This is a genomic window from Herbaspirillum sp. alder98, assembly GCF_020179755.1.
In the GTDB taxonomy this organism is placed as follows: domain Bacteria; phylum Pseudomonadota; class Gammaproteobacteria; order Burkholderiales; family Burkholderiaceae_D; genus Herbaspirillum.
This window is the reverse complement of sequence record NZ_JAIUCY010000006.1, coordinates 77,565-90,599: the sequence shown is the minus strand read 5'-3', so window position 1 is coordinate 90,599 and position 13,035 is coordinate 77,565. Positions and strand designations below refer to the sequence as shown.

At 62.3% G+C, this 13,035-nt stretch carries 14 protein-coding genes; 10 read left to right on the top strand and 4 right to left on the bottom strand.

From position 1 onward, the window contains the following. The first annotated feature begins 51 nt into the window (after positions 1-51). Positions 52-1,035, top strand: coding sequence for a 2-hydroxyacid dehydrogenase (locus tag LBW87_RS15345; RefSeq protein WP_225202362.1), 984 nt, complete (start codon positions 52-54; stop codon positions 1,033-1,035). A gap of 168 nt (positions 1,036-1,203) precedes the next feature. On the opposite strand, the gene LBW87_RS15340 is transcribed toward LBW87_RS15345, so the two are convergent. Both LBW87_RS15340 and LBW87_RS15335 read right to left on the bottom strand, forming a co-directional pair. Further along, positions 1,204-1,461 (bottom strand): acyl-CoA-binding protein, encoded by a 258-nt coding sequence (locus LBW87_RS15340; protein ID WP_225202361.1) that lies wholly within the window; start codon positions 1,459-1,461, stop codon positions 1,204-1,206. Between the two features lie 32 nt (positions 1,462-1,493). After that, complete coding sequence (locus tag LBW87_RS15335) at positions 1,494-1,850, bottom strand: FKBP-type peptidyl-prolyl cis-trans isomerase (RefSeq protein ID WP_008119181.1); 357 nt, start codon at positions 1,848-1,850, stop codon at positions 1,494-1,496. A 272-nt stretch (positions 1,851-2,122) separates the two neighbouring features. Between LBW87_RS15335 and LBW87_RS15330 the strand changes: the two genes are divergently transcribed. The 5 genes from LBW87_RS15330 (at position 2,123) to LBW87_RS15310 (ending at position 6,684) form a co-directional block, all read left to right on the top strand. Further along, positions 2,123-3,106 (top strand): beta-propeller fold lactonase family protein, encoded by a 984-nt coding sequence (locus tag LBW87_RS15330; protein ID WP_225202360.1) that lies wholly within the window; start codon positions 2,123-2,125, stop codon positions 3,104-3,106. Between the two features lie 13 nt (positions 3,107-3,119). After that, the gene (locus LBW87_RS15325; protein WP_225202359.1) at positions 3,120-3,935 is read left to right on the top strand and encodes a polysaccharide deacetylase family protein; all 816 of its coding nucleotides are present in this window, start codon (positions 3,120-3,122) and stop codon (positions 3,933-3,935) included. A gap of 81 nt (positions 3,936-4,016) precedes the next feature. Then, positions 4,017-5,003: a sterol desaturase family protein gene (locus LBW87_RS15320; protein ID WP_225202358.1), complete on the top strand. Its 987-nt coding sequence runs from the start codon at positions 4,017-4,019 to the stop codon at positions 5,001-5,003. After that, positions 5,003-5,836: an EI24 domain-containing protein gene (locus tag LBW87_RS15315; protein ID WP_225202357.1), complete on the top strand. Its 834-nt coding sequence runs from the start codon at positions 5,003-5,005 to the stop codon at positions 5,834-5,836. The genes LBW87_RS15320 and LBW87_RS15315 overlap by 1 nt, the downstream gene beginning before the upstream one ends. Positions 5,837-5,877: 41 nt before the next feature. Then, the gene (locus LBW87_RS15310; RefSeq protein WP_225202356.1) at positions 5,878-6,684 is read left to right on the top strand and encodes a competence/damage-inducible protein A; all 807 of its coding nucleotides are present in this window, start codon (positions 5,878-5,880) and stop codon (positions 6,682-6,684) included. A 126-nt stretch (positions 6,685-6,810) separates the two neighbouring features. Here LBW87_RS15310 and LBW87_RS15305 read toward each other — a convergent pair whose 3' ends face one another. Beyond that, positions 6,811-7,371 (bottom strand): phasin family protein, encoded by a 561-nt coding sequence (locus tag LBW87_RS15305; protein ID WP_225202355.1) that lies wholly within the window; start codon positions 7,369-7,371, stop codon positions 6,811-6,813. 338 nt (positions 7,372-7,709) lie between these two features. On the opposite strand from LBW87_RS15305, the gene LBW87_RS15300 reads away from it, so the two are divergent. Both LBW87_RS15300 and LBW87_RS15295 read left to right on the top strand, forming a co-directional pair. Then, positions 7,710-8,639 (top strand): histone deacetylase, encoded by a 930-nt coding sequence (locus LBW87_RS15300; protein ID WP_413927651.1) that lies wholly within the window; start codon positions 7,710-7,712, stop codon positions 8,637-8,639. Between the two features lie 10 nt (positions 8,640-8,649). Next, positions 8,650-9,543 carry a DMT family transporter gene (locus LBW87_RS15295; RefSeq protein WP_225202354.1) on the top strand — a complete coding sequence of 298 codons (894 nt, stop codon included), beginning with the start codon at positions 8,650-8,652 and terminating at the stop codon, positions 9,541-9,543. Here the strand turns inward: LBW87_RS15295 and LBW87_RS15290 are convergent, their stop codons facing one another. Beyond that, the gene (locus LBW87_RS15290; RefSeq protein WP_225202353.1) at positions 9,544-10,344 is read right to left on the bottom strand and encodes a helix-turn-helix transcriptional regulator; all 801 of its coding nucleotides are present in this window, start codon (positions 10,342-10,344) and stop codon (positions 9,544-9,546) included. 117 nt (positions 10,345-10,461) lie between these two features. Here LBW87_RS15290 and LBW87_RS15285 point away from each other — a divergent pair, with 117 nt between their 5' ends. Together LBW87_RS15285 and pbpG are read left to right on the top strand one after the other, a co-directional pair. Next, on the top strand, positions 10,462-11,226 hold the full coding sequence (locus tag LBW87_RS15285; protein ID WP_225202352.1) for a class I SAM-dependent methyltransferase: 765 nt from the start codon (positions 10,462-10,464) through the stop codon (positions 11,224-11,226). A 377-nt stretch (positions 11,227-11,603) separates the two neighbouring features. Then, the gene (gene pbpG / locus LBW87_RS15280; RefSeq protein WP_225202351.1) at positions 11,604-12,713 is read left to right on the top strand and encodes a D-alanyl-D-alanine endopeptidase; all 1,110 of its coding nucleotides are present in this window, start codon (positions 11,604-11,606) and stop codon (positions 12,711-12,713) included. The last annotated feature ends 322 nt before the right edge of the window (positions 12,714-13,035 follow it).

Below are 13,035 nucleotides of genomic sequence, written 5' to 3'. Positions count from 1 at the left end.
ACTTGCCAGGCAAGTCCGCCAGGCCCGAACAGAATAACGAAGGAGACCCGCATGAAACCCAAGATCCTGGTCGCGCGAGCGATCTTTCCCGAAGTGCTGGCCCGACTCGAGCAGCACTTCGAGGTCGAATCCAACCAGCAGGACCATATCTACAGCGCCGAGCAACTGCTGGCGGCCGCGCGTGGCCGCGACGGCTTGTTCACCACCCCCAGCGAGCCGGTCAATGCGGCGCTGTTCGCCGCCAATCCGCAGTTGCGGGCGGTGTGCAACATGGCCGTCGGCTATAACAACATCGACCTGGCCGCGGCCACCAGCGCTGGCGTGATGGCCACCAATACGCCCGACGTGCTCAACGAGACCACGGCCGACTTCGGCTGGGCGTTGATGATGGCCACGGCGCGTCGCATCACCGAATCCGAGCACTTCCTGCGCGCTGGCAAGTGGAAGAAGTGGAGCTACGACAGCTTCGTCGGCCCCGATGTGCATGGCGCCACGCTGGGCGTGATCGGCATGGGGCGTATCGGCCAGGCGATTGCACGCCGTTCGCTGGGGTTCGACATGCAGGTGCTGTACCACAACCGTTCGCGCCTGGCGCCCGAGCTGGAGGCGCGCGCCAACAATGCGCAATACGTCAGCAAGCAAGAGCTGTTGCAGCGTGCCGACCACGTGGTGCTGGTGTTGCCCTATTCGAAAGCCACCCATCACACCATCGGCGCGGCCGAGCTGGAGTTGATGAAGCCGGGCGCCACCCTGACCAATATCGCCCGCGGCGGCATCGTCGATGACGACGCCCTGATCGCGGCGCTGGCAGCGGGCCGTATTGCTGCCGCCGGGATCGACGTGTTCGAGAACGAGCCTGCCTTCAAGCCGGGCTTCCTCGGCTTGAGCAATGTGGTGTTGACGCCCCATATCGCCAGCGCCTCGACCCCGACCCGCCTGGCCATGGCCAATTGCGCAGCCGACAACCTGATTGCCGCACTGTCGGGCGAGACGCCACCCAACCTGTTGAATCCGGAAGTGGTTGGACGTGCTTGATCGTTAGACGGGCGAGTCGGTTGCGCCGGCACGACCGGCTGTTTTTAGCTTCCCCGCCGTCGTCCTGACGAATGTCAGGACCCAGCGTCTTTTGTCTTTCAGGCACCAAAAAAAACGGGCGCCCCCACAGCATGCGGGAACGCCCGTTTTGACGTCGACCGACGTCGATCAGCTCTTCAGTTCGGCGATCAGGTCGATGTACTGCTGTTGCGCCTCAGCCTGTGGCGTGCCCTTGTTGGCCGCCCAGGCATCAAACTTGGCGCGGGCCACGAAGTCGGTCATGCCGGGGCGTTCGCCTTCAACATCGCCCTTGCTGCCCTGCTTGTACAGGCCGTACATCTTGAGCAGCGTCAGGTTGTCTGGGCGTTCGGCCAGGTTCTTCGATTCTTCGACAGTGGCTTCGAATTGCGCTTGCAGGTTGCTCATCGTCAATTGCTCCAGGTGAGGGAAGTGCGGGCTCAGACTGCCAGCAGCTCGACTTCGAAGATCAGTGTGGCATTGGGCGGGATCACGCCGCCGGCGCCGCGTGCGCCATAACCCAGTTCGGCCGGGATGGTCAGCTTGCGCACGCCGCCGACCTTCATGCCTTGCACGCCTTCGTCCCAGCCCTTGATCACATGGCCGGCGCCCAGCGGGAAGTTGAACGGGTCGTTGCGGTCCTTGCTCGAATCGAACTTGCTGCCGGCGCTGCCGTCGGCGTTTTGCAGCCAGCCAGTGTAATGCACGCTGACGTGGCTGCCAGCGCGGGCTTCGTCGCCCGAGCCAGCCTGGATTTCTTCGTATTGCAGCCCGGAAGCTGTGGTGACTGTAGACATGGTGTTCCTTTCAGTGGCAAGAGGGATTGCAGTAGCGTTTGTATTGTTGGTGTTGCAGAAACTTTGCGACTCCACGGCGGCGTTGTTCTGCGCGTCGGGCGCCGCCGCAGGCGGCTTCGCATCTGGAGCGGCAGGCAGTGTAAACCAAATCTTCGGAATTTTTTCGAATTGCGTCAGTGTGCTGTCAGCCGGAATGCCGTTGCGCGCGTTATGGACGCGGGGGCGTGCGTTGTCGTGCACGTGAGATCAGGCCTTTTTGTGTAAAGTTCGTCATGTTGCGTAGATTGAATCAAATTATTTCGGTTTTCCTGCGCACAGCATGCGTCTCGGCAGCCATCGTCGCGTCCGCCCAGGCCAATGTCGTGGTGGTGCTCAATTCAGGCGATGCGTCGGTTTCGCTGCTGGACCAGACCACCCACAAGGAAATCTCGACCTTCTCGGTCGGCAAGGAACCCCATCACCTGATGGCCACTCCCGACAACAAGTCGCTGATCGTGGCCAGCGCCACGGGCAACCAGTTGTTGTTCCTCGATCCCAAGACCGGTGAAGTGCAACGCCGCTTGCGCGACATCATCGATCCGTACCAGATCGGCTTCACGCCCGACCAGAAATGGTTCGTGGCCACCGGGCTGCGCCTGGACCGGGTCGACGTCTACAGCTACAACGGCACCGACCTGAAGCTGTCCAAGCGCATCGCGCTGGCCAAGACGCCCAGCCACATCGCCTTCGATAACGGCAGCACCACCGCCTTCATCACCCAGCAGGGCAGCGACCAGGTCAGCGCCATCGACCTGGCCACCCAGCAGGTCAAGTGGACCCTGCCGGTGGGCAAGTTGCCGGCCGGCATCATGATGACGCCCGACAACAAGTATTTGCTGGTCGGCATGATGGGCTCGGATTACGTTCAGGTGATCGACTGGCGGGCGCAGAAGCTGGTCAAGCAGATCAAGACCGGCATTGGCGCCCACAACTTCCGCGCCATGGGCGACAAGCGCTTTGTCTACGTGTCGAACCGGGTCGCCAACACCATCAGCGTGGTCGACATGCAGACGCTGGAAAACGTCGGCACCATCAAGGTGCCGGGCGGCCCCGACTGCATGGAAGTGACCGAAGACGGCAAGACCATGTGGGTCACCCTGCGCTGGGTCAAGAAGGTCGCCGTGATCGACCTGGCCAGCCGCACCGTAAGCAAGGTGATTCCGGTGGGACGCTCGCCGCACGGCATCTACCTGTACAACCGCGCACCGGACGTCTGAGACGCGGTTCCGGATGACGCGCCGCGCTTCCCGCAGTACCTCTCGACGCCTGGCCGGCCTGGGCTTGCTGGCCCTGTTCGCCAGTGCTCAGGCGATGGCCCAGGCGCCCTCCTGCAAGGGCACGATCTACCTGACGTTCGACACCGGCAGCCAGTCGCAGGCGGAACTGATCGAGCAGACGCTGCGCCGGCATCGCATCAAGGCTACGTTCTTCCTGGCCAACGAAAAGACCATCCACGGCGACTATTCGCTCGATCCGGCCTGGGCGCCGCTCTGGAAGCGCCTGGCCGAGCAGGGGCACGCCTTCGGCACGCATACCTTCGATCACGTCTATGTGGTGCGCGACCTCCCGCAAGGCAAGATCGAGGTGCGCCCCCAGTTCGGCGCCGATGCCGGCAAGAAATTACAATGGACGCCGGCCCAGTATTGCGATGAAATGCAACGGGTGGCGCAGCGCTTCGAACAACTGACCGGCCAGCCGCTGGATCATCTGTGGCGTGCGCCCGGCGGACGTACTACCCCTAATCTTCTCAAGGCCGGGCAAGCGTGTGGCTATGCGCATGTGGGCTGGGCGCCGGCCGGTTTCTCGGGCGACGAACTGCCGAGCGAAAAATGGCCCAATGAGGTGCTGCTGAAGAAGTCGCTGGACGGCTTGAAGGATGGCGACATTTTCCTGGCGCACATGGGGATCTGGTCGCGTCACGATGCCTGGGCGCCGGCCGTGCTGGAGCCGTTGATCAGCGGCCTCGAACAGCGCGGCATGTGCTTTGCCACGTTGCGCGAGCATCCGGATTATCGCGACCGCCTGCGATCCCCCCGGGAACGCTGAGACGACTGACCAGTCGAAGTCGGTCAGCAGGGGCAGCACCAGGCCGCAGAGGGGCGGCAAGACCAGGATCACACAGGCATCATGATACAAACCATCTCCGACATCTTCGCCACCGTACAAGGCTGGCTGTTTGAAACCCTGGTGCAGCCCATGGTGTTTGCCATCGGCATGGGCGAGTTCATCGAGGAAGCCTTTACCGGCACCGAGTGGGTGCTGGTGGGCGTGTGCGAACTGGTGATCCTGTTCGTGATCCTGCGTCCGCTCGAATCGCTCATCCCGGTGCACGCCATCAGCAATCCGCGCGCCCGCTGGAACGATTTCATCTATACCGTGCTGCAGCGGCTGGGCGTGATCCCGATCCTGGCTTTCCTGATTCTCGATCCGCTGCTGTCGATCGCCGCCGAGGCGCTGCACCTGGAAGGGTGGGGCACCTTCAATCTCGATCAGGTCTGGCCCGGCGTGACCGACCTGGCGCTGGTGAGCTTCTTCCTGTACCTGATCGTGATCGACCTGTTCGAATACGCCTATCACTGGGCCCAGCACAACGTGCGCTGGATGTGGGCGCTGCACAGCCTGCATCACAGCCAGCAGGACATGAACCTGTGGAGCGACGACCGCAACCACGTCCTGGACGACCTGGTGCACGACATCTTCCTGGGCCTGGTGGCGCTGGCCATCGGCGTGGAGCCGTCGCAATACATCCTGCTGGTGTCGGCCTCGCGCATGCTGCAAAGCCTGCAACATGCCAACGTGCGGATCCACTTCGGCCGGTTCGGCGAATACCTGCTGGTGTCGCCGCGCTTTCATCGCACCCATCACGCCATCGGCATCGGCCACGAAAGCCAGGGTCGCAACTCGCTGGGCGGACACAACTTCGCGGTGCTGTTCCCGATCTGGGATGTGTTGTTTCGCACCGCCCATTTCGCCCAGGGCTTTGCCATGACCGGCGTGCGTGATCAACTGCCGCCGCCGGCCGGGCGTGGCCGCGATTATGGCAACGGCTTCTGGCGCCAGCAGTGGCTGGGCCTGAAGCGGCTGGTCGAGGTCACCCGCAAGAAGGTGCGCTGATGCAGATGCTGCTTGCCTCGTTCGGCCGCGCCTTGCTGTCGCAACTGCATATCCGCATGCTGTTGCTGACCATCTTGCCCTTTGTCGCCTCGGTGGCCCTGTGGGCGGTCGGCTTGTGGCTGTGCCTGCAACCGATGATCGATTTCCTGCAGGATTATTTCGTCAGTCACGGCACCTTCGGCACCGTGGGCAGCCTGCTGGCCTGGTTCGGCCTTGGCGCATTGAAGACGGTGATCGTGCCCATGCTGGCGATGTGGGCGCTGTTGCCGTTGATGATCCTCACGGCGCTGGTGTTCGTCGGCCTGTTCACCATCCCGGCGGTGGCGCGGCATGTGGGCCAGCGTCACTATCCGCGACTGGAAATGCGTCACGGCGGCAACTGGCGCGGCAGCCTGTGGACTTCGCTGTGGTGTTTTGGCGTATTCATCGTGCTCTGGCTGGCGACCTTGCCGCTGGCGTTGATCCCGCCCCTGAGCTTCATCGTCCACCCGCTGCTGTGGGGCTGGTTGACCTATCGCGTGATGGCCTACGACACCCTGGCCGATCACGCCAGCGTCGACGAACGGCACGCCGTGCTGCGCCAGCACCGCTGGCCGCTGCTGCTGATCGGCACCGTCGCCGGCGCCCTGGGCGCGGCGCCCACCTTGCTGTGGCTGGGCGGCGCGTTGTCGGTGATCTTCTTTCCGCTGCTGGCGGCCGGCGCCATCTGGCTGTACGTGCTGGTGTTCGTGTTTACCGGCCTGTGGTTTCAGTATTATTGCCTCGAAGCGCTGCAGCGCCAGCGCGATGTGCAGCCGGCCGATGGCGGCGTGGCCGTCGTGAATGGGGCATAATCGTCGCAGTTTGTTAATCCCTTTTTCGGCAAAGCACAGACATGGCGATCGGACTCATCATCATCGGCGACGAAATCCTTTCCGGACGCCGCATCGACAAGCATTTTCCCAAGCTCCTCGAATTGCTGACCCAGCGCGGGCTGCAGTTATCCTGGGCCGAATACCTGGGGGATGACCCCGCACGCATCACCGCCACCCTCAAGCGCACGCTGGCCAGCGACGACATCGTGTTCTGCACCGGCGGCATCGGCGCCACCCCCGACGATCACACCCGGCAATGCGCCGCTGCGGCGCTGGGCGTGCCGCTGGCGCTGCATCCCGAGGCGCGCAGCAAGATCCAGGAGCGCATTGGCGACATGGCCGGCGAGAGCGGCGTGACGCCCGACTTCGACAGCCCCGAGAACCAGCATCGCCTGAAGATGGGCGAGTTTCCGGTGGGCGCCGACATCATTCCCAATCCCTACAACAAGATCCCCGGATTTTCGCTGCGCAATACCAGCGGGCAGGGCGCGCATTATTTTGCGCCCGGCTTTCCGGTGATGGCATGGCCGATGTTCGAATGGGTGCTAGAGACCCACTATGCCGACCTGTTCCATCGCCAGGCCTGGGCCGAGCGCTCGATGCTGGTGTTCGAGTCGGCCGAATCGACGCTGACGCCGCTGATGGAAGCGATCGAGGCCGAGTTCGCCCAGGTCAAGGTGTTCAGCCTGCCGCACGTGGGCGACGAAAAGACCCGGCGGCACATCGACCTCGGCGTCAAGGGCGACCCGCAACAGGTCGATCCCGCATTCGAAAAGCTGCAACAGGGTTTGCGCCTGCTGAAGGCCGAATACCAGGTCAGCGCCTGAGCGCGGGCCTTGCGCCCAAAAAAATGCCCTGACGCAAGTCAGGGCATGCAACGGCACCGCAATGACACCGGAACCGAGGAGATTACGTTGCTGCTACTGCGGCCAGCGGCGCAATAGGCGCAATGATCACTTGCGCGCGCGAGTGGCCTTGGTGCCAGCCTGCGACAGCTGGTCGACCGCGGTGGTGACATTGGCTTCCAGCACTTCGGCGGCCTGCTTGGCACTCTTGCTGAATTGCTCGTAGCCGGCGTTGAGGTTGCCCAGGGTGGTCTTGAAGAGCGAGATCGCCTGTTCCGAACCGGCTGGCGCATTGCGCGATGCCTCGTCGATCAGGGCCACGAACTTGCGGTTCACTTCAGCGATCTGGCCTTCGGTGGTCTTGGTCAGCTCGGCCTGGGTGCTGGAAAAGATGCCAGACAGGTGACGGCCATAGGCCACGGATTTTTCGGCGGTCGGCTGCGCCTGGGCGCTGGCCAGCGAAAAGAATTCTTGCGGGTCCTTGGCGGCAAACAGCTTTTGCGCGGTGGCCTGGCTTTCTTCGAGCGAAGACTTGACTGCCTTCAGGTTCAGATCCACCAGTTTCTCGACGCCTTCGAAGGTCTTGCTGGCCAGTTGGCTGAACAGGGCGATCTGCAGTTCGGCATTCGCCTTGGCTGCGGCGGAAAAATGGTCGGTGTAGGTCGTCATATTGAAGCATCCTCTGGTTTTGATGGTTAATGACAAAGACAGACTGTGAATGAAACCGTGCTTACGGACCGATCTGTACGGCAGGAAGGGAGTCTCCGCTTATTTTTCTTATTTGAATTTGACGCGATGCACAAATCGATTTTAGTGTAAAAACTAACAAAGTCAATGTACTGGCGGATACAAGCGCAGCACTATTTGATCTAGATCGCAAGGCCGGCTCCTCAATGGTCAGACCTCCTGCTGTCATCCAACAAAGTTACGTAACTAAATGTCCGCGTTCCGCACTGCCGCACTAACTTAGTATCGCGGACGTCATCATCCGATTTGAAAGCACCTGCTTGAAAGCCTATTACAGCGACCATTTCGTCCTGCCGCTGCCGCCCGGTCACCGGTTTCCGATGATCAAGTACCGCCTGATCCGGGAAGGCGCGCAACAGGCCGTGCCGGACCTCGATTTTCACGAGGCCCAGCCCGCCACCGACGGCGAGCTGGCGCTGGCCCATCATCCGGATTACATTGCCCGCGCCAGCGCCGGGCAGTTGACGGCGGCCGAGCAACGCGCCATCGGTTTTCCGTGGACACCGGAAATGATCGAGCGCTCGCGTCGCTCGTCTGGCGCCACCATCGCCGCCTGTCGCGCGGCCTTCGATGATGGCGTCGCCGTCAACCTGGCCGGAGGCACCCACCACGCCCATGCCGATCACGGCGCCGGCTTTTGCGTCTTCAACGACGCCGCCATCGCGGCGCGCCTGATGCAGGCCGAGCGGCGCGCTGCGCGGGTGGCCATCGTCGACCTCGACGTGCACCAGGGCAACGGCACCGCCGCCATCCTGGCGCGCGATGACTCAGTGTTTACGCTTTCGTTGCACGGCCAGAATAACTATCCGTTCGACAAGGCCAGCAGCGACCTCGACGTGGCGTTGCCCGATGGCGTCGAGGACGCCCAATATCTGGCGGCGCTGGCCCAGGCGCTGGATACGCTGCAACGCCGGTTTGCACCACAATTGCTCATCTACCTGGCTGGAGCGGACCCGCACGAAGGTGATCGGCTGGGCAAGATGAAGCTGAGCCTGCAAGGCCTGGCGGCGCGCGACCAGATGGTGTTTTCGATGGCGGCCCAGCAGAAAATCCCGGTAGCGGTTACGATGGCGGGCGGTTACGGCACCGATCTGGTGCAAACCGTCAACGTGCATATACAAACAATTAGACTTGCAAGTCGCCACGCCCTGACGATGGCTGAAACCTGGGCGGCTGCGCGCGCCCGCTGAAAGAAACAAGATGATGGTCCCCGCTGCCGGCAATCGCCGCAATGCCCTGTTGAAACTGGTGCCGCTGCTGTTCGTGCTGATCTGGAGCACCGGCTTCGTGGTCGCCAAGTTCGGCCTGCCGTATGCGCCCCCGCTGACGTTCCTGTTATTGCGCTTCGTTGGCGTGCTGCTGGTATTGCTGCCGCTGGTGCTGCTGTTTCGCGCCCCTTGGCCGCATGGGCGCATTCGCCATGTGGCGCTGGCCGGGGTGTTGTTGCAGGCGGGCTACCTGGCCGGCGTCTGGTGCGCCATCAAGATCGGCATGCCGGCGGGGCTGTCGGCGCTGATCGTGGGCCTGCAGCCGATCCTGACTGCCTTTGCCGCGCCTTTGCTGGGCGAATTCGTGCGTCCGCGCCAGTGGCTGGGGCTGGCGCTGGGCTTGTGCGGGGTCGGGCTGGTGGTGGCCAACAAGATCTCGGTGATCGGCCTGTCGGGCGCCAGCATCGGCTTGTGTGTGTTCGCGCTGTTGTGCATCACCGCCGGTACCCTGTATCAGAAACGTTATTGCGCGCACTTCGACCTGCGCACCGGCACCGTGATCCAGTTCTCTGCGTCGGCGGCGGTTATCCTGCCTTTTGCGATCTTCATCGAAGGCCTGGACTGGCACTTGAGCACGGTCGCCTGGACCCCGCAGTTCATGGCCGCCCTGGCGTGGTCGGTGCTGGCCTTGTCGATCGGCGCGATCTTCCTGTTGTTCGCGCTGATCCGTCGCAGCGCCGCCACCAGCGTCACCAGCCTGCTGTACCTGACGCCGCCCACCACGGCGGTGATGGCATGGCTGATGTTCAATGAAGCCTTCAGCCTGATCGGTGCGCTGGGGATGCTGGTGGGTGTCATCGGCGTCGCCTTTGTGGTGCGTAAATAATCAGTCTGCCGGCATCAGCGTCACCAGTTTCAGGTCGGGCCGGTTGGCCACCCGGAAATTGACTTGCCGGTAACGCAATTGGCCTTGCAGCGGATGATGAAAGCTGCGTTCGCCGCCTTCGCGCTCCACCACGTCCTGCAAGCCCCATGCGCGCTTGAAGAGGGCATTGCTGGCCGACAGCTCCTCGACCAGCGCCGCCATCTGCGGATCGTCCAGCGCCTGCCCGCAATCGGCCCGGAACTCGGCCACCACGCGCCGCGCGCGTTGTTCCCAATCGCCCGTGAGCGCCTGGGCCGCGGTCGTGCAAAACATGAAGTGCAGCAGGTTATGGCGCTCGCTGCGCACATCCAGCCAACCGCTGAATAATTTCTTGGCGGCGCTGTTCCAGGCTACGGCATTCCAGTAACGATCCAGCAGATAGGCCGGGGCGCGGACGCTGTGGACCACTTCCATGATCTCGGGCGCGATCGCGGCATCCTCTCCATGCGTCGGCACGCTCGGGTCCTTCTTGGCGGCCAGTTCAAACAGATAGGCGCGCTTGGCGCGCGGCAGCTGCAGCGCATCGGCGATGCGCGCCAACGCCTGGGGCGACACCGAATCGGTGCGCCCCTGTTCGATCCAGGTGTACCAGGTGACGCTGATGCCGCATAACTGCGCCACTTCCTCGCGCCGCAAGCCGGGTGTGCGCCGCCGTCCCGCCAATGCCAGCGGCGCCAGGCCAGCGGTGGCCGGCGAAGTCTGTTCGCGCTGGGTCTTGAGGAATTCTCCGAGGGCGCGGCGGCGGGCGAGATCGTGGTCCATGAGCGACTATCCTGTTGTTAGTGGTAATAGTATAAATGCCCAACTTGTAACAGGATAAGAAATAGTTAGACTGGGCATCTTCATCCACTGCACCATCCAACCTACTGGAGCCAAGCCATGCGCAGCCATTCCCAGGTCGTCACCGAACAATTCGGCAATACCGCCGCCGCCTACCTCACCAGCGCCGTGCACGCGCAAGGGCGAGACCTGGAAGAACTGGCGCAGATCGCCGGCGCCATCGGTCATGCCAAGGTGCTCGATTTGGGATGCGGCGGCGGCCATGCGGCCTTTGCGGTGGCGCCGGTGGTCGACAGCGTGGTGGCCTACGACCTGTCGGCGCAGATGCTGGACGTGGTCGCCGCCTCGGCCGCCACGCGCGGCCTGGGCAACCTGTCGGTGCAGCAGGGCAGCGCAGATTGCCTGCCGTTCGACGACGACAGCTTCGACCTGGTCTGCAGTCGCTATTCGGCCCATCACTGGCGCGGCTTGCCGCAAGCGCTGACCGAAGCGCTGCGGGTGCTCAAGCCGGGCGGTCGCCTGGTCATCATCGACACCGCCGCGCCCGACGACGTGCTGGCCGACACTTATGTACAGGCCATCGAGTTGCTGCGCGATCCCTCGCATGTGCGCAATGTCAGCCCGGGTTCATGGCGCAAGCTGCTGGGCCGCGCCGGTTTTGCCGTGACGGCCGACAAGAACTGGAAGCTGCGACTCGAGTTCGGTTCCTGGGTGGCGCGCATGCGCACGCCCGAAACCAATATCGCCGCCATCCATTCGCTGTGGGACAGCGCTCCGGCTGAAGTGCGGGCCTGCTTCGCGCTGGAGGCAGATCATTCCTTTGCGATCGATGTGGTCATGCTGCAAGCCCTCAAGTTGGGCTGACGCCATCGCCGCTCAGGCCATTCCCGATCCGGTCAACCCGCTGGCCGGTCATGCCGTTATCCCGTGAACCAAATCGTTTAGATGGCACGACTATTGCCTTTAGTTATTTAAATGGCGTAGCGGTGTTTGGTTTTAGACTGCTATCATCCGTTGGATTATTGGGAAGGACTGCGGCATGGCCGGAGTCGGGTTGCAAAAGATGTCGTTCGACTAACAAAAATAAGATATTCCATGGGGATGGAGCCGCGAACGGCAGGTAGAAAGTGGATCAGATGATTGCGCTAACTACTTAATTCTCTTGCAGAATTTTTTCTTTTTGCTACACTGCCAACGTTTCTCTTGTGTACTATCCGGGTAAATTGGGGGGAGCTCCACTCATGTTCAAATCAGCGCTGGCCGTTTTTACAACTCTAATTTTGATGCACGCTGGCTTGTCGCCTGCGAATGCACAGACGGCCAATGCCGCGAAAAAGCCGGTTGCCAAGAAGGCGGTCGTCAAGAAACCCGTCGCCAAGAAAGCCGCGACCAGCAGGGTGGTGGCCAAGGGCTCGCTGAACAATCGCGAGCGACTGGTGCGCAAGACCAGCGTAGTCAAGGGCCGTCGCAACGTCTCCTATCAGCGCGTCTCCGCTGCGCCATCGGTGCCGGCAGTGCCTCCCGTCATGACCGCTGGCGACATCGCCGGCCTAAACCTGACGCAAGATCCCTTGGCGTTGCGCTCCAGCGTGGCGTTGGTGATCGACCAGGCCAGTTCGCAGGTCCTGTTCGAAAAGAATTCCGCCGTGGCGTTGCCGATCGCATCGGTCACCAAGTTGATGACCGCGCTGGTGGTGGTCGAAGCGCGCCTGAACATGGAAGAAGTGTTGAGCGTGACCGACGAAGATGTCGATCGCGAAAAGCACAGCAGCTCGCGCCTGCGTGTGGGCGCCCAGCTGAGCCGCGACGACATGTTGCACATCGCCCTGATGAGTTCCGAGAACCGTGCCGCTTCGGCATTGGGTCGTCATTATCCGGGTGGCTTGCCGGCATTCGTGCAGGCGATGAACGCCAAGGCCCGTTCGCTGGGCATGCTCGATACCCACTACGTCGATTCGACCGGCCTGTCGAGCCAGAACGTGGCCAGTGCGCGCGACCTGGCCAAGCTGGTGGTGGCGGCGTATCAATATCCGATCATCCGCCAGTATTCGACCGATCCCAAGTATCAGGTCGAGCCCAGCGGTCATGCATTGCAATACAACAGCTCGAACCGCCTGACCTCCAGCAAGGAATGGGACATTGGCCTGCAGAAGACCGGCTTCATCAACGAAGCGGGGCATTGCCTGGTGATGTATACCCGTATCGAAGGGCGTCCTATCGTGATGGTGTTCCTCGATTCCAAGGGCCGCCTGTCGCACGTGGGTGACGCCACCCGCATGCGCAAGTGGCTGGTCGAGGACCAACCCAAGAACCTGACCCGGGTCAAGATGGTGCGGGCGGATCAGGGTTGATTGGCTGAGGTTGTTAGAGAATTAAAAAAGCGAACCTTCGGGTTCGCTTTTTTTATGGGCCCGGCTGTCCCCCTCGTCGTCCCGGCGAATGCCGGGACCCAGCGTCTCTAAGAAGTTGGAATGAAGCGCAACAAAAGTCGCTGGGTCCTGACTTTCGTCAGGACGACGGCGTAGGGGTATTGGGCCCGGCTTCCCCCCGTCGTCCCGGCGAAGGCCGGGATCCAGCGTCTTTAAGTAGTTGGGATGAAGCGCAACAAAAGTCGCTGGGTCCTGACTTTCGTCAGGACGACGGAATAGGGGTATTGGGCCCGGCTGCACCCCC